Genomic DNA, 14478 nt, shown 5'->3' on the forward strand with positions numbered 1-14478 from the left:
CCGCCCAAGAAGGACCCCAAGCCCCGCCCCGGCGAGGTGGGCCGGGAACGCCCGCCCGGCAAGCCCGCCGAGGGGCCGCCCCTGCCCGTCATCGACCGGGCCCTGACCTACTCCGAGCAGGAGGTGCTGCGCCTCAAGCGCTTCGACCAGATGAGCGAGGGGGAGCTCGAGGCCACCCGCCGCCTGCTGCAGGACTTCGACTGGCGCATCGCCGAGCGCCCCACCCGGAGGCTCCAGCCCGCCCGCGCGGGGGCCGCCCTCGACCTGCGGCGCAGCTTCCGCAGGGCGCTGAAGCACCAGGGCGAGTTCGTGCGGCTGGCCTGGCGGGAGCGCAAGACCAAGCCCCGCCCCCTGGTGGTGCTGGCCGACGTCTCGGGCTCGATGGAGCGCTACGCCCGCATGCTGCTGCACTTCCTGCACGCCTTCGCCCAGGCCCAGACCCGCCAGGGCCTGCGCACGGTGGAGGCCTTCGCCTTCGGCACCCGCCTCACCCGCATCACCCGGCCCATGAAGCGGCGCAGCGTGGACGCGGCCTTGCTCGAGGTGGGCCGGCTGGTGAAGGACTGGTCGGGGGGCACGCGCATCGGCGGCAGCCTGCACGAGTTCAACCGCACCTGGGCCAAGCGGGTGCTGGGGCGCGGCGCGGTGGTGCTGTTGATCTCCGACGGCTGGGACCAGGGCGAGCCCGAGCTGCTGGCCTTCGAGACCGAGCGGCTGCAGAAGTCCTGCCACCGCCTGATCTGGCTCAACCCCCTGCTGGGCACCCCCGGCTACCAGCCGCTCACGCGGGGCCTGGTGGCCGCGCTGCCCTTCGTGGACGACTTCCTGCCCGTGCACAACCTCTACAGCCTCGAGCAACTCGCCCGCGCCCTGGAGAGCTTGCCCGAGCGCGGCGGCCCCCGGCGCTCCGGCCTCGCTAAGGCCCCGGCGTAAGGCCCGCCCGCCGTTACGCTTTACACATGATCCAAGCGCCGGAATGGGTCTGGAACATACCGCGCGCTCGAGGTATCCTACAACGTCATGCGCGCGGCGCCGGAATTGCCGCGCGGCGCGGGAGGAATTGAGTGAAACGTCAGGCCAGCATGGTTTTCATCCTCGTCAGCGTGCTCATCAACGTGATGGGCCTGGGGCTGGTGATCCCGGTCCTGCCCAAGCTCATCGAGGCGTTGGCCGGGAGCGTGCAGGCGGGGGCCTATTTCAACGGCATTTTCATCGCCGTGTACGCCGCCATGCAGTTCGTCTTCGCCCCCGTCCTGGGGCGGCTGAGCGACCGCTACGGCCGCCGGCCGGTGCTGCTGGCGGCCTCCTTCGGCACCGCGCTCGACTACCTCATCGCCGCCCTCACCCCCGCGCTTTGGCTGCTGTTCGTGGCCCGGCTGGTCGCGGGCATCCTGGGGGCGAGCTTCAGCACCGCCAACGCCTACATCGCCGACGTCTCCAAGCCCGAGGACCGGGCGAAGAACTTCGGCCTCATCGGGGCGGTGTTCGGGCTGGGCTTCATCCTGGGGCCGGGCATCGGGGGGGTGCTGGGCCAGATCGACCTGCGCCTGCCCTTCTACTTCGCCGCGCTGCTGGCCTTCCTCAACGGGCTCTACGGCTGGTTCGTGCTGCCGGAGTCGCTCAAGCCCGAGAACCGCAACCTCAGCCGCACCTCCAACAACCCCTTCGCGGCGCTGGGCATCCTGAGGCGCACCCCGCTGCTGCTGGGCCTGAGCGGGAGCGTGCTGCTGATCAACCTGGCCTTCCAGATCCTGCAGACGGTGTGGGTGCAGTACACCACCTACCGCTTCGACTGGAGCATCCTCCAGACCAGCCTCTCGCTGGTGCTGGTGGGCGTCACCGCCATGCTGGTGCAGGGCGGGCTGGTGCGGGCGGTGGTGGGCCGGCTGGGCGAGCGGCGCTCGGTGCTGCTGGGGCAGAGCGCGGGGATCGTGAGCTTCACCCTCTACGGCCTGGCGACCCAGGGCTGGATGATGTACGCCACCATCCTGCTGGGCTCCATCGGCAACGTGAGCCAGCCCGCCAGCCAGGCGCTGATCTCGAGGTCGGTCTCCGCCCGTGAGCAGGGCGCCGTGCAGGGCGCGCTGAGCGCCCTGGTGAGCCTCACCGGCATGGTGGGCCCGCTCTTCGGCGGCTTCCTGCTGGGCCAGGTGGCCCGCCCCGAGGTGCCCTCCTGGCTGGTGGGGACGCCCTTCTTCGTGGGCGCCCTCCTGTACGGGCTGGGCTTCGTCAACACCTGGCTCACCTTCCGCCGGGTGCCGCCGGGGGAGGCGGAGGGGGTGCCGGTGGCGGCGCCGGTGGCGGAGCGCGTGTGAGGGATGTCGAGGGTCGGTAGCCGATAGCCGATAACCCGGCGTACGTCGTACGCCAGACGCAAAACGCCTAGACCCTAGACCCTCGACGAACCACGGGCCACGAGCCATACGTCACTGGCTTCCTCTGCCCTAAAGCTGTGCCCTTATCGCGTCTGCGTCGGGCTGGGAGTAGCCGTAGAGGGTTACTTCCAGGCTTTCGGGGGCGGAGCGGAGTTCCTCGAGCATCACCCGGATCACGCCGTCGCGGGGGAGGCCGGCGACGCCGGTGCCGAGGAGGGGGAAGGCTAGGGTTTTGAGGCCGTGCTCGAGCGCGAGGCGCAGGGCGTGGCGGGTGGCCGAGCGGACGGTTTGGAGGGTGGCGGGCTCGTCGCCCATGGCCGCCGCGTGGATGACGTGCCGGGCCCTCAGGCGGCCCGCGCCGGTGATGGCGGCCTCCCCGACGCGGATCTTGCCGTGGCGGTGGCACTCCTCCTGGATCTCGGGGCCGCCCTTGCGGGCGATGGCCCCGGCCACCCCGGAGCCGAGGACGAGGTGGTTGTTCGCCGCGTTGACGATGGCGTCGCCTGTGAAGTCGGTGATGCCGCCCTGGGCGACGTGGACGCGGGCCATGGCTAGAGTGTAGGCCGGCGGACTAGTTTAGGGGCCGGCCCAAGGGGTCGGGGGCTGGCGCGGGGCGCAGCTCGAGCCGCACCGCCGCCTCGAGCCGGGCGAGGAGGGCGAGGGCGTCGGGGTCGAGCTCGAGGGAGGTGGCTCCCGCCGCCTCGACGGTGCAGGAGAACCCGACCCGGACGGCCTTTTGCTCGACCAGCACGGCCAGCAGCGGGGCCTTGGCCTTCAGGGGCTCGAGCAGCGTCCGCAGGGCGTCCTGGGGGTCGGGGGCCTCGAGCCAGGGGGTTTCCAGCGCCCACAGCGCGGTCTCGGCCCCGTCCTCGCCCTTGCGGCGGGCGCGGGTGGGCCACAGGCCCACCACCTTGCTGAAGCGCTCGGGGTCGAGGGCCTTGAGCAGGCGCACCTCGAGGCCGGCCCGGACCCTCACCGCGCTTTCTCCAGCGAGAGGCGGGTGTAGGCCAGGCGGAAGCCCTGGCGCTCGATGTTGCGGGCCGAGGTGCTGCCGGGGGTGGCGGAGATGGCCGCGCACTCGCACCCCCCCTCCCAGGCCCGGCGCAGCCGCTCGCGCAGCAGGGCGGCCTGGATGCCGCGCCCGCGGTGGGCGGGGGCGGTGGCCGCGCCGTTGAGGAAGGCGATCCCCTCGCGCACGCGCATGGCCCCCACCGCCACGGCCTGGCCTTCCACGCGGGCCACCAGGCTCAGCGCCCCGGGGCGCTCGAGCGCGACCTGCCCGAAACGCGCGTCCTGCGGGGTGCCTTTGAGCTCCCAGGCCGCCCGGCTGGCGGCCAGCCACTCCTCTAGGTCGCGGGGCGGGCCGACCTCGAGGCCTTCGGGCAGCGGGGCCTCGGCGGGGGCCTCCACCCGGCGCACGTACAGGTTGATGAAGTGCCTCGGCCGGTAGCCCCGCCGCGCCAGCATCTCCAGCACGGCGCTGTGGCCCAGCGGGCAGAAGGAGACGCGGGCGGGCACGCCGAGCTCGGCCAGGAAGGCCTCGCCCTGCTCGAGCAGCGCCTCGTCGGGCTCAGCGAACTCGAGGCAGGCCATCTTGTTGATGGGGTAGTCGGGGCCCATGCGGAAGGCGTAGCCCGGCCCCAGCGGGATCAGGGCGGCGCGGCTGGCGGGCTCGAGGCGGGCGAGGGTGAGGGCGTAGTCGGCGGAGTTGAGCGCGTCCACGCGCTCGAGGCGGCGGGCGAGTTCGAGGTCGATGACCATAAGGGTTCCTACAGGGCGTAGTGCTCGTAGGGGTTCTCGTGGGGCGGGCCGTCGGAGACCCACAGCTCGAGGGTGCGGAGGTTCAGGATCACCGAGGCCACGGTGCGGTAGGGCTCGCCCAGCTCGTACTCCTCGGCGCTGGCGGTGCGGCAGACGGCGTAGGGCGCGCCGTCGCGGTCGCGCAGGGCTTCCTGAAGGTCGGCCAGGCCCGGCTTTTCCACCTGCCGCAGGCGCTCCTCGAGCCGCTGGTGGCGGTGGTCGGAGCGGTCGAGCCACTCGATGGGCGGCACCTCGATGCCGTGGGCCTGGGGCTCGAGGAAGTGGTTGGCGTGGACGAGCTGGCGCTCGTCCTGCCAGCGCACCACCTTGGCGGGGGAGACCTCGAGGTCTACGGCCACCTCCCCCTGCCCCAGCAGGAAGTTGCCGGAGGCGGTGCGCGGGGCGGCGCTCACCTTGGCCTCGGCCTCGGCCAGGGTGCGCGAGCGCAGGGCCTCGTAGGTGCGCAGGTGGAAGGGCTTGCCCAGCCCCGCCCAGTTGTCGCCCACCGCCACCAGCCCGTTGATGCACAGGCCCAGCCCGTGCGAGTTCAGCCCGATCTTGCCGCCGAAGATCCCGGCCTCGGTGAAGGCCAGCACCCGCGTCCCGTCGGGCTCGGTGACGTGCTGGAGGGCGCCCTTGGCGTCCTCGATCCAGTCCCAGTTCTGGCCCATCCACAACGCCCCGTCGGCGCTGTGGGCGGGCAGCAGGGCGAAGGCGGTGCAGCCGTTGGGGGCCTCGTGGCCGTGGTAGACGACGGTGTCGTCCTGGGCGAACTGGTAGTAGAGGATCTCGTAGCGCACGTTGAGGGTGGCGATATCCACCAGGCTCTGCCCCGAGCCCGCCGCGATCCCCTCGATGCCCTGGGCGTAGGCCGGGCTCTGCTCGCGGATGGCCCCCAGGTAGACCTCCCCGCGCCGCCGGGCTTCGGCGGGGGGCAGCTTGCCCTCGACCTCGAAGCGGCGGAAGTAGACCTCGAGGTTGTGCGCGATGGCGTCGGCCAGGGCACGGCCCTGGGCGAGGCCCTGGTCGTAGGGCGAACCGGAAAGTTGGACGTAAGGCAGGCTCATGGAATCTCCGTTGGAAAAGCTAGCAGCTATCAGACCTCAGCAAAAGCGGCCACAGGGCCCTGGGTGACGCCTCGCTCGGGGGAAGTTCTCGCCCCAGCCATGGTCCATCGCCTGGCGTTGGGCGTTCGGCGTTGGGCATCTTCCGGCATCCGGCGCCTCACATGTTCTACCCCCCGCGCCCTAGTCCAACCGGTACACGAACCCCGGCCCCCCCTGGTACAGGCAGTGGTCGAGGTTGACGCACAGCCCTTCGGCGTAGACCAGCGGCTCGCGGACCTCCTCGGGGTGGCGCTCGAGCACGCTGCAGATGGGGGTGTGGCCGTGGACCAGGCGGCCCGCGCCCAGCAGGGCCAGCAGGCCCCGCGCCTTGGGGGCCCCGCCGTTCCAGAAGGCCATCCTCGAGGCGAAGCGCTCCTCGAGCCTGTCCCAGCGCGCGGGGTCGCGCGATTGCAGCACCGCGCGGATGTTGGCGTTGATCTCGCCGAGGCTCGAGCCGTACTCGAGGTAGAAGTCGCTGTCGGCGTGCATCAAGAGGGTGCCCTCCACCCGGGCCAGGGCGGGGCGGCGGGCCAGCCACTCGGCGTGCTCGGGGCGCAGGCGCTCGAGGTCGGCGGGCTGGCCCCGCGCCCGTAGCCACAGCTCGCGGAAGGTGAGGGTGATGCCGTCGTGGCGGAAACCGCTGGGCGCGTCGGGGAAGTGGTAGGCCTCCAGCAGCAGCACGTCGTGGTTGCCCAGCAGGGCGTGCACCGCGCCCCCGGCGCGGTAGGCCTGCTCCTCCAGGCGCATCAGCAGCTCGATCACCCCCACCCCGTCGGGGCCGCGGTCGGTGTAGTCGCCCAGCAGCCACAGCCGGGACTCGCCCCCCGTCCACTCCGCGCGCGGCCCCAGCAGCCCCGCCCGCTGGAGCAGCGCCACCAGCGCGGGCAGGCAGCCGTGGACGTCCCCCACCACGCAATCCATGACCCCTATTCTGAGCGCAACACCCGCACGACGTCGATCCAGGCCGGCTGCTTGACGAAGCCCATGGCCTCGTTGATGGCGAGCATGGGCCGGTTGGTCTGGTCGTTGAAGGTGCGGATCTCGCGCTTGCCCAGGGCCCTGGCCCGCGCCACGTTCTCCAGCTTCATCGCCAGGGCCAGCCCCTTGCGGCGGTGGGCGCGGCGCACGCCGGTGAGGCCGTTGTCCAGGCGGTGCTCGGGCCGGGTTTTCCAGAGCTGGCTGACCCCGGCGAACTCCCCGTCCGGGGACAGCGCGACGAGCAGGGTCTCGGGCTGGAAGTCGCGGCTGCCGAAGACCCGCTGCTCGTAGCGCTCGAGGGTGGGCATGGTGAAGGGGTGGGTGTGGGGCACGTCCTCGGAGACCTCGACGTCGAGTTCCCACAGCCTGCGGCGGTGCTCGGGGGTGTCGCCCAGCTCGGCCCAGCTCAGGATGCGGTAGCCCGCCGCCCGCACGCGCTCCACCGCGTCGCCGAAGGGCGCGGGGTCGAAGGCGCTGAGGTCGAGCAGCGACTCCCAGGCCCGGCTCTCCTCGGCGAAGCCGTAGTGCCGGGCCACGGCCCAGCCGTTCTTGTCCTCGCGCACCGAGGCGTGCAGGCTGAGGGGCTCGAAGGCCTCGAGCTCGGCCAGCAGGTGGCGCCAGAGCCGCCCGCCGACGCCTTGGCCCTGCCACTGGGGGTGGACCTCCATGCCGAGGGCGAACTTGCGGGGGTGGAAGAACCACTCCATGTGCTGGAAGGAGCCCGTCGCCACCACCTGGCCGCCCACCTCGGCGGCGTAGCGGCGGAACACCAGGTCGGCGCGGCGGCGCCCGTCGGCCTCGAGCCGGTCCTCGAGGGTCTGGGGGGTGTCGGGCCAGATGGCGTTGTGGATCTCGAGGGCGGGCGGGTGGTCCTCGGGGGTGAAGGGCCGGATGATCAGGTCCATAGCGACTCCTTGGTGAGCTCGAGTTCGACCCGGGCGGGCCCGCGGACGAAGCCCAGCCGGGCGTTGACCGCCAGCATGGGGGCGTTGCCGGCGGCGTTGTTGGTGTGGAGTTCGGCGAAGCCAAGGCGGCGGGCCTCGAGGATCGAGCACACCTTGAGCGCCGTCGCCAGGCCCCGGCCCCGGTGCGCGGGGAGCACGCCGGTCATGGCCGAGTGCAACCCGCTCTCGCCGCGCCGCCGGACCAGGCTCAGGCCCGCCCACTCCCCCTCCCGCACGGCGACGAAGCTGGTCTGGGGGTGGAAGGCGGGGTGCAGGACGAAGCGGCGGCGGAACTCTTCGGGGCTCAGCGGCTCGGCCTCGCCGGAGCGGGGCACGTCGAGGTAGGTTTGGCGCAGCAGGGGGTACAGGCGCTCGGGGTCGGGGAGGGCGGCGTAGCTGTGGAAGGCGTAGCCCTCGGCCTCGAGCCGCCGCCTCAGGCCCTCGAAGGGCGCCGGGTCGAAGGCGGCGAGGCCGAGGTGCTGGTGGTAGCCGCGCAGCGACTCCCGCCAGCCCCGCCGGGCGGCGAAGGCCAGGGCGTAGGGGTGGCTCTCCTTCACGAAGGCCAGGGTGCGCTTGGGGGGCAGGGCCTCGAGCTCGCCCAGCAGGCGGGCGTAGAGCTCGCGCCCCAGGCCCCGGCCCTCGAACCCGGGGAGCACGCCGAGTTCGAACTCGTAGAAAGCGCCCCGGTCGCGCAGGCCGGCCACCGCCACCGGCCCGTCGAGCTCGAGCAGGAAGCGCCGCACGGGGTTGTGGCGGTCGAGGTGGGCGAAGTCCTCGAGGCTGCGGAAGTGCTCGGGCCACAGCGTGTTGTGGACGTGGGCGATGGCCGGGTAATCGGCGGGGTGGGCGGGCCTGAGCATAGTATCCTCACTTCCAGCGTGCGCGTGCCGTTGCTCCAATTGTTTACCGCTTTTCTCTACGTCGGCCTCACCGCCTTCGGCGGCGGGGGCACCGCCCACATCTACGAGCTCATGGTGGTGCGGCGGGGCTGGCTGAGCGAGCGGGAGTTCCTCGAGACCACCGCCTTGTGCCGGGTGCTGCCGGGGCCGGTGTTCGCCAACCTGGCCGCCCACCTGGGCGCGCGGCTGGGCGGGGCGCTGGGCGGGGTCGCGGCCCTGGCGGGGGTGCTCTTGCCCGGCGTGAGCCTGATGCTGCTGCTGAGCCTGGCCTACTTCCGCTTCGGGGCGCTGCCGGGCTCGAGCCTCGAGGGCGCGCTGAGCGGGGTGGCGGCGGCGGCCGTCGGGCTGATCCTGGCTACGGTGCTGCGCCAGGCCAAGGTGGGGCTGGACTCGCTCAAGGCGGTGCTGCTGGCGCTGGTGGTGTTTGTGACCTACGGGTTGCTGCACTGGTCGCTGCTCCTGGTGCTGCTGCTCACGGTGCCGGTGGGGGTGGCGCTGTACTGGCGGGAGGCCGAGGCGGGGTGAGCGAGGGGCTCGAGGTCTTCCTCACCTTCCTGCGGCTGGGGCTCATCAGCTTCGGGGGCGGGATGGCCAACCTGCCCGAGATGGCCCGCACCCTCATCGCCAACGGCTGGGTCACGCCCCAGCAGTTCGCCGACGGCTTCGCGCTGGGCCAGTTCGTGCCGGGGCCCAACATGCTGGCGGTGGTGTTCTACGGCCTCAGCGCCGCCGGGCCGGTGGGGGCGCTGGGGGCGCTGCTGGGCATGTTCCTGCCGGGGGCCGCCGGGGCCGTCGTGCTGGTGCACGGCTGGCGGTGGATGGCCCGCGCCCGCTGGAGCCGCGCCCTGCGCAAGGCGCTGGTCCCGGTGAGCATGGGGCTGTCGCTGAGCATGCTGCTGGTGCTGGTCGAGCTGGGGATGGACAAGCCCTGGAGCTTCGCGGCGATGGCGCTGGCGACCCTCCTGATCTACCGCGGGGCCAACATCCTGGCGGTGATGCTGGGCGGGGGTGTGCTGGGCTTGTCGGTCAGCCTGCTGTGGGGGTAGCACGTCCTTACCTCTCGGGCGGGGGCCGGCTTCAGGGCTCGGCGGCCAGCGTCTTGCGCATCTGGATGGTGGCGGCCTGGGGCACGAAGCCCAGCTTGCGGTTGAGGCCCAGCATGGCCCGGTTGGGCGAGTCGTTGAAGGTGCGGATCTCGAGCCCCCCGTGCTCCAGGGCGTAGCGGATCCCGGCCAGCTTGAGCGCCAGCGCCAGCGACCGGCCCCGGTGCTCGCGCAGCACCCCGGTGAGGGCGATGAGGCAGTAGCCGTCGTAGGCCCAGAGGTTGGAGATGCCCACCCACTGCCCGTCCTTGAGGGCTATGCAGCAGGCCTCGGGCAGGGCGCGGGGGTTTTGGGTCCACTGCTTGCGCCACCGCTCGAGGGGCTCGCGCTGGGGGGGCTCGTCCATGGGGATGTCCTGCATGAGCTGCCAGTGCAGCTCGTAGAACTTCTGCTCGCCCTGAGGGTCGGCCAGCTCGGCGTAGGTGCGCAGGGCGTAGCCTTCGGCCCCCAGGCGCTGCTCGAGCCCGGCGTAGGGCGCGAAGTCGAAGGCCTTGGGGTCGAGCCGCGACTCGAACATCCGCCAGTACTCCTCGAAACCCCGGCGCCGGGCGAAGGCCAGGGCCTCGCCGCGCCGCTCGTCGAGCGAGCACAGCAGCTCGCGCGCGCCCAAGCCTCGCAGGTGCTCGAGCAGGCGGTCGTACATCAGGCTGCCGATGCCCCGGTTGCGCTTGTGCGGGAGCACGCTCAGCCGCACCCCGAAGCGGCCTTCCCGGTGCATCGCGCTCAGGTGGCCGGCGCTCGCCACCCCCACCACCTCCCCGTCCTCCTCGGCCAGGAACACCTTCCAGTAGTAGCGGGGGTCGCGGTTGGCGTCGTCGCGCTCGAGGTCGTGGGCACTGCGCGGCCACTCGGGGTAGACCGCGCTCAGCACCGCCGCCATGGCCGCGTAGTCGGCGGGGAAACTCGCTTCCCGCAAGCGAAGGGTCATGCTCACAGCTCCTTTTCCAGCGTCAGGCTGGCGGGGCCGGGCACGAAGCCCAGCTTGCGGTTGACCGCCAGCATGGGGGCGTTGCGCGAGTCGTTGTCGGTGCGGATGCTCTCGAAGCCCAGTTCCCGGGCCAGCCGGATGCCCGCCACCTTCAGCGCCAGCGCGATCTTGCGGCCCCGGTACTCCCGCCGCACGCCGGTGATCCACAGGTCGAGGTTGCGGGTATCGCCCACCCGGAACATGCAGCTCATGCCCACCCAGCGCTCGCCCTCGAGGGCCACCAGGAAGAGCCGGGGGTCGTAGCCGGGGCCTTGCAGGATGTTGCGCACGAAGAAGTCGAGGGGGATGGGGGTGGGCGGGGCGGCGCGGGGGATGTCGAGGCGGAAGTCGGAGAAGAGCTCGTGGAGCTTATGCGGGGCCTGAGGATCGGCCTCGAGCAGCTCGGCGAACGACGCCAGCCGGATGCCCTCGGCGGCCAGCTTCTCCCCCAGGCCCGCGTAGGGGCTCAGGTCGGCGCAGCGCAGGTCGAGGGTGCTCACGAAGTCGCGCTTGAGCTCGCTAAAGCCCCGCTCCCGCGCGAAGCGCAGCCCGCGCTCGCTCGACTCGCGCACCTGGGCCAGCAGGTGTCGGGGCCGGTAGGGCTCGAGGGCTTCCAGCAGGCGGGCGTAGAGGGCCTTGCCCAGGCCCCGGCCCATGAAGCCAGGGTGCAGGTAGAGCTCGAGCGAGAAGCGCTGGGGGTGGTAGGAGCCGGGGCTCTGGTCGTGCTGCGCCACCCCCACCACCCGGCCCTCCGCCTCGGCCACGAAGCGGGCGAAGCGGTACTCGGGGTCGCGCTTGGCGTCGCTGTCGCGCTCCTCGGCCACGGTGCGGGACCAATCGGGGTTGTGGAGGTTCCAGAGTTCGACCATGGCCGGGTAATCGGCGGCCTCGAAAGGGCGGATGCGGTAGCTCATAAGCGTTTTCCTCAAGCGTCGGTGGGGTGCCACTCGAGCCCCCACATGGGCTCGACGACGCGGAAGCCCACCGACTCGTAGATCCGGATAGCCACGTAGCCGGGGTCGGCCACCATCACCAGGGTTTGGGCGCCCATCTCGCGCAGGCCGATGCGCGAGGCGTGGTAGACCAGGGTGCCGCACAGGCCCTGGCGGCGGTAGGCGGGGTGGGTCTCGACGCTCTGGAAGCGCCCCAGCCCCTCCCACACGAACAGGCCCAGCGTGGCGGCCAGGCGGCCCTCGAGGTAGGCGCCGAACCACTGCCCCAGCCCCGCCGCGACCATCCGGCGGTACTCCTCGGCCTTGCGGGTCACGAAGTCGCGGTAGCCCTCCCCCTCGCGCTTCCCGGGCGGCTCGGCGTCGTTGACCGCCAGCGCCAGCTCGACGCGCTCCTCCCAGTCGGCGTCGCTCAGCAGGGGACGGATCACGCAGGCGGGGTTGAGCTTGGGCGGCTGGACCACGCCGCGGGCGCTGAGCACCGCGCTTTGCTCCAGGCGGAATCCGGCCTCGAGGAAAGGCCCCGCCGCGCCCGGCTGTGCGCCGTCCCAGCCGAAGGCGAAGTGGGCGTAGGCGGGGGGCGTGCCGATCTCGCGGGCGAAGAGCGCCTTCCAGCGCTCGAGGTCGCCCTCCCGCGGCGCTTGGTCGAAGATCAGGAAGTTGCCCCAGCGGTAGCCGGGGTTGCGGGGGGTGCGCACCACCAGGTAGCGCCCGCGCTCCACCACCTCCCCCTCGAAGCGGCGGAACATCAGGTCGGTGCGGTAACCCAGGGATTGCAACGGCATGACGGGTGCTCCTTGACGGGGGTGCCGGGGCGTTCAGCCCTCGCGGAAGACCTTGACGAAGTCGATCCAGGCGGGCTGCTTGACGAAGCCCAGCGCCTCGTTGATGGCGAGCATGGGCCGGTTGTTGGATTCATTGCCGGTGCGGATCTCGCGGGCCCCGTGCTCCTGGGCGAAGCGGACGCCCTTGAGCTTGAGGGCCAGCGCCAATCCCTTGCGCCGGTAGGCCCGGCGGGTCCCGGTCAGGCCGGTGGCCAGGTAGTCGCCGTCGGTCTTCCACAGGGTGCTCAGCGCGACGTACCGGCCGCTCGAGCCCTCCACCGCCACGAAGTGGGCCTCGGGCAGGTAGTAGCGGCTGTCGAAGACCCACCGGCAGTACTCCTCGAACGAGACCTCGCTCATGGCGTCGGGGCGGGGCACGTCCTGGCGGGCCTCGAGCCACAGGTCGTAGAGCTTGCGCCGGTGATGGGGATCAGGCTCGAGCTCCTTCAGGCTCCTGAGCTCGAAGCCCGCCGCCTCCACCGCCTCGACGCGGCCCGCCCAGGGGGCGAAGTCGAAGGCGGCCACGTCGAGCCGCGACTCCCAGTAGCGCATCTTCTCCTCGTAGCCCAGCTTCTGCAGCCAGGCGAGGGCCGCGGCCTGGTCCTCGCGGGCCGAGCTCAGGACGGAGATGGGGTCGTGGGGCTCGAGGGCCTCCGTCAGCCGGGCGTAAAGGGCCTTGCCGGCGCCCTGGCCGCGGAACTCGGGCCGCACCGTGACCCAGGCCGCGAACTTCTGGGGGTGGTACATCCCCTCGAACTGGGTGTACTCGGCGTGGCCCACGACGCGCCCGTCGAGCTCGGCCACGAAGCGCCCCCACTTGATCTGGGGCGGGTGGTCGTCGTCCTCGCGCAGCCTGGCTTCGGAATAGGCCTCGTCGGGCCAGGCCGCGTTGAAGACCTCGGCGATGGCGGCGTAGTCGCGCTCTTCGAAGGGGCGAACGGTCAGGTTGAGCGTTTTCATACTTTCTCCGGTGGTCGGCTATCCTTAGGGCGTGGACAAAGCCCGCCGTTTCCTGGCCAGCCTCGTCACCACGCTGATCTTCGGGTTCATCCTCTACAAGGTGCTCGAGCGGCTGTTCGTGGTGGTGTGGGTGCAGATGCCCTGGTGGGGGCTCATCCTCCTGCTGGTGGTGCTCTTCCTGCTCATCGACCACATGGTCAGCCGCCTCTTCGGCCTGCGGGACTGAGCCCCAGCCGCTCAGCGCGGGGCCCGCTCCCGGCGGTACTTGCCCTCGTCGAAGGGCTCGACCGGCTGGCCGTCGAGGCGCTTCATGTAGCGCAGCCTCGAGGGGTAGGGCTCGAAGCCGATGGCGAGGTTCATGCCGTACATCACGAAGTTGGGCGGGTCGTTGAAGGTGCGGATCTCGCCGCCGCCGTGCCCCTGCACGTAGCGCATGCCCCGCAGCTTGAGCGCCTTGGCTAAGCCCTTGCCGCGGTACTCGCGCAGCACCCCGGTCATGCCGATCACCCAGAAGCCGGCCGGGTTGTGCATCAGGCTGGTGTAGCCCACGAAGCTGCCGGTGAGGGGGTCGTGGCGCCGGGGGTCGAGGGCGACGAAGCTGGCCTCCTTGACGAAGTGGGGGTCGTCGAGCTCCTCCTTCATCCACTGCTCGAACTCGCGCTTGGTGAAGGTCACGCCCATGGGCACGTCCTGGAAGAGGATCCAGTCGAGCTCCCACAGCTTGCGCGCGGCCTGGGGGTCGGCGGCCATCAGCTCGGCCAGGCTCCGGAGCTCGAGCCCCGCCTCCTGCACCTGCTGCTCGATGTGGGCATGAGGCGCGAAGTCGAAGCCCTGGGTCTGCAGGCGCGACTCGTAGCGCTTCCACTCGAGCACGAAGCCGCGCCGCTCCACGAAGGCCCGGGTCTCGGGCTTGTCCTCCCCGAACATGCACAGCACCTTCTTGGGCGTCACGGGGGCTTCGGTCTGGAGGTGCTGCATCAGGTGCTCGTAGAGGGCGCTGCCGACGCCCTTGCCGCGGAAGCCGGGGTGCACGCGCACGTTGACCCAGTACTTGCCCTCCTCCCAGGCCCAGTCGTCCTCGCCCAGCCCGGCCACCGCCACCACCCCGGCCTCGCCGTGCTCGGCCACGAAGTCGGCGCTGTGGTACTTGGGGTTGCGCTGCTCGTCCCAGCGCGCCACCATCTCGGGGGTCACGGGCCACTCGGGGTCCACGGCGGTGAGGACCTGGGCGATCGCGGCGAAATCGGCGGGCTTATCCACGGGGCGAATCTTGATCATGAGGGCTCTCCTTGGAGGGGCTGGGTCTGGAGCCAGGCCGCCCTGATGCGGTCGCGGGCGGCGGGCTCGAGCCATAGCTGCATGTCGTAGCGGTCTAGGCCTGGAGCATAACCGTTGGGCTCGGTTTTGATGGTGGCGAAACCCAGCTTCTCGAAGAAGCCGCAGGTGTGCTGGCTGGTGTCGAGCCGGATGAAGGCCACCTCGGGGTACTGGGCCAGGCGGTACAGGCGCTCGAGCAGCAGCCGCTTGCCCAGCCCGCCCCCGTGGTGGCGCCGGTGCACCATGCCCCAGCAC

Annotated in this window: 18 protein-coding genes; 5 read left to right on the top strand and 13 right to left on the bottom strand. The window is 71.6% G+C overall.

Annotation, left to right across the window (positions count from 1 at the left end; translation table 11 throughout):
• Together Mterra_RS12210 and Mterra_RS12215 are read left to right on the top strand one after the other, a co-directional pair.
• A partial coding sequence (locus Mterra_RS12210; RefSeq protein ID WP_119315437.1) for a vWA domain-containing protein occupies positions 1–933 on the top strand: 933 nt, incomplete at its 5' end.
• A gap of 131 nt (positions 934–1064) precedes the next feature.
• A complete protein-coding gene (locus Mterra_RS12215) occupies positions 1065–2315 on the top strand; it encodes a TCR/Tet family MFS transporter (RefSeq protein ID WP_119315438.1) in 1251 nt (416 codons plus the stop codon).
• A gap of 129 nt (positions 2316–2444) precedes the next feature.
• Here Mterra_RS12215 and Mterra_RS12220 read toward each other — a convergent pair whose 3' ends face one another.
• The 7 genes from Mterra_RS12220 to Mterra_RS12250 form a co-directional block, all read right to left on the bottom strand.
• On the bottom strand, positions 2445–2924 hold the full coding sequence (locus Mterra_RS12220; protein ID WP_119315439.1) for a macro domain-containing protein: 480 nt from the start codon (positions 2922–2924) through the stop codon (positions 2445–2447).
• A 22-nt stretch (positions 2925–2946) separates the two neighbouring features.
• The gene (locus Mterra_RS22340; protein ID WP_170159651.1) at positions 2947–3351 is read right to left on the bottom strand and encodes a DUF4279 domain-containing protein; all 405 of its coding nucleotides are present in this window, start codon (positions 3349–3351) and stop codon (positions 2947–2949) included.
• Positions 3348–4136, bottom strand: a complete 789-nt coding sequence (locus Mterra_RS12230; RefSeq protein ID WP_119315440.1) for a GNAT family N-acetyltransferase — start codon at positions 4134–4136, stop codon at positions 3348–3350. The genes Mterra_RS22340 and Mterra_RS12230 overlap by 4 nt, the downstream gene beginning before the upstream one ends.
• An 8-nt stretch (positions 4137–4144) precedes the next feature.
• Positions 4145–5242 (bottom strand): C45 family autoproteolytic acyltransferase/hydrolase, encoded by a 1098-nt coding sequence (locus tag Mterra_RS12235; protein WP_119315441.1) that lies wholly within the window; start codon positions 5240–5242, stop codon positions 4145–4147.
• A gap of 180 nt (positions 5243–5422) precedes the next feature.
• Positions 5423–6202, bottom strand: coding sequence for a metallophosphoesterase (locus Mterra_RS12240; RefSeq protein ID WP_119315442.1), 780 nt, complete (start codon positions 6200–6202; stop codon positions 5423–5425).
• 5 nt (positions 6203–6207) lie between these two features.
• Positions 6208–7164 carry a GNAT family N-acetyltransferase gene (locus Mterra_RS12245; RefSeq protein ID WP_119315443.1) on the bottom strand — a complete coding sequence of 319 codons (957 nt, stop codon included), beginning with the start codon at positions 7162–7164 and terminating at the stop codon, positions 6208–6210.
• Complete coding sequence (locus Mterra_RS12250) at positions 7155–8063, bottom strand: GNAT family N-acetyltransferase (protein ID WP_119315444.1); 909 nt, start codon at positions 8061–8063, stop codon at positions 7155–7157. The genes Mterra_RS12245 and Mterra_RS12250 overlap by 10 nt, the downstream gene beginning before the upstream one ends.
• 18 nt (positions 8064–8081) lie before the next feature.
• Here Mterra_RS12250 and Mterra_RS12255 point away from each other — a divergent pair, with 18 nt between their 5' ends.
• Together Mterra_RS12255 and Mterra_RS12260 are read left to right on the top strand one after the other, a co-directional pair.
• On the top strand, positions 8082–8627 hold the full coding sequence (locus Mterra_RS12255; RefSeq protein ID WP_119315445.1) for a chromate transporter: 546 nt from the start codon (positions 8082–8084) through the stop codon (positions 8625–8627).
• Positions 8624–9148 (top strand): chromate transporter, encoded by a 525-nt coding sequence (locus Mterra_RS12260; protein WP_119315446.1) that lies wholly within the window; start codon positions 8624–8626, stop codon positions 9146–9148. Before Mterra_RS12255 ends, Mterra_RS12260 begins: the two co-directional genes overlap by 4 nt.
• Positions 9149–9179: 31 nt before the next feature.
• Here Mterra_RS12260 and Mterra_RS12265 read toward each other — a convergent pair whose 3' ends face one another.
• From Mterra_RS12265 to Mterra_RS12280, 4 genes are read right to left on the bottom strand one after another with little or no spacing between them, the layout of a single operon-like run.
• On the bottom strand, positions 9180–10133 hold the full coding sequence (locus tag Mterra_RS12265; protein ID WP_119315447.1) for a GNAT family N-acetyltransferase: 954 nt from the start codon (positions 10131–10133) through the stop codon (positions 9180–9182).
• Between the two features lie 2 nt (positions 10134–10135).
• Positions 10136–11086, bottom strand: coding sequence for a GNAT family N-acetyltransferase (locus Mterra_RS12270; RefSeq protein ID WP_119315448.1), 951 nt, complete (start codon positions 11084–11086; stop codon positions 10136–10138).
• Positions 11087–11097: 11 nt separating this feature from the next.
• A complete protein-coding gene (locus tag Mterra_RS12275) occupies positions 11098–11907 on the bottom strand; it encodes a GNAT family N-acetyltransferase (RefSeq protein WP_119315449.1) in 810 nt (269 codons plus the stop codon).
• Positions 11908–11940: 33 nt separating this feature from the next.
• Positions 11941–12906: a GNAT family N-acetyltransferase gene (locus Mterra_RS12280; protein WP_119315450.1), complete on the bottom strand. Its 966-nt coding sequence runs from the start codon at positions 12904–12906 to the stop codon at positions 11941–11943.
• A 31-nt stretch (positions 12907–12937) separates the two neighbouring features.
• On the opposite strand from Mterra_RS12280, the gene Mterra_RS12285 reads away from it, so the two are divergent.
• Positions 12938–13132, top strand: a complete 195-nt coding sequence (locus Mterra_RS12285) for a hypothetical protein (RefSeq protein WP_119315451.1) — start codon at positions 12938–12940, stop codon at positions 13130–13132.
• An 11-nt stretch (positions 13133–13143) separates the two neighbouring features.
• On the opposite strand, the gene Mterra_RS12290 is transcribed toward Mterra_RS12285, so the two are convergent.
• Together Mterra_RS12290 and Mterra_RS12295 are read right to left on the bottom strand one after the other, a co-directional pair.
• Positions 13144–14184 carry a GNAT family N-acetyltransferase gene (locus tag Mterra_RS12290; RefSeq protein WP_119315452.1) on the bottom strand — a complete coding sequence of 347 codons (1041 nt, stop codon included), beginning with the start codon at positions 14182–14184 and terminating at the stop codon, positions 13144–13146.
• Positions 14181–14478 (bottom strand): GNAT family N-acetyltransferase (locus tag Mterra_RS12295; protein ID WP_147372743.1); only part of this gene is annotated, 298 nt, incomplete at its 5' end. The genes Mterra_RS12295 and Mterra_RS12290, both read right to left, overlap by 4 nt.

It is taken from the genome of Calidithermus terrae, assembly GCF_003574345.1.
GTDB classification, from domain to species: domain Bacteria; phylum Deinococcota; class Deinococci; order Deinococcales; family Thermaceae; genus Calidithermus; species Calidithermus chliarophilus.

Excerpts from the sequence above, each read along its gene's own strand:
- Mterra_RS12220 (WP_119315439.1), bottom strand. The coding sequence starts at position 2,924 with ATGGCCCGCGTCCACGTCGCCCAGGGCGGCATCACCGACTTCACAGGC.
- Mterra_RS12230 (WP_119315440.1), bottom strand. The coding sequence starts at position 4,136 with ATGGTCATCGACCTCGAACTCGCCCGCCGCCTCGAGCGCGTGGACGCG.
- Mterra_RS12235 (WP_119315441.1), bottom strand. The coding sequence starts at position 5,242 with ATGAGCCTGCCTTACGTCCAACTTTCCGGTTCGCCCTACGACCAGGGC.
- Mterra_RS12240 (WP_119315442.1), bottom strand. The coding sequence starts at position 6,202 with ATGGATTGCGTGGTGGGGGACGTCCACGGCTGCCTGCCCGCGCTGGTG.
- Mterra_RS12245 (WP_119315443.1), bottom strand. The coding sequence starts at position 7,164 with ATGGACCTGATCATCCGGCCCTTCACCCCCGAGGACCACCCGCCCGCC.
- Mterra_RS12250 (WP_119315444.1), bottom strand. The coding sequence starts at position 8,063 with ATGCTCAGGCCCGCCCACCCCGCCGATTACCCGGCCATCGCCCACGTC.
- Mterra_RS12265 (WP_119315447.1), bottom strand. The coding sequence starts at position 10,133 with ATGACCCTTCGCTTGCGGGAAGCGAGTTTCCCCGCCGACTACGCGGCC.
- Mterra_RS12270 (WP_119315448.1), bottom strand. The coding sequence starts at position 11,086 with ATGAGCTACCGCATCCGCCCTTTCGAGGCCGCCGATTACCCGGCCATG.
- Mterra_RS12275 (WP_119315449.1), bottom strand. The coding sequence starts at position 11,907 with ATGCCGTTGCAATCCCTGGGTTACCGCACCGACCTGATGTTCCGCCGC.
- Mterra_RS12280 (WP_119315450.1), bottom strand. The coding sequence starts at position 12,906 with ATGAAAACGCTCAACCTGACCGTTCGCCCCTTCGAAGAGCGCGACTAC.
- Mterra_RS12290 (WP_119315452.1), bottom strand. The coding sequence starts at position 14,184 with ATGATCAAGATTCGCCCCGTGGATAAGCCCGCCGATTTCGCCGCGATC.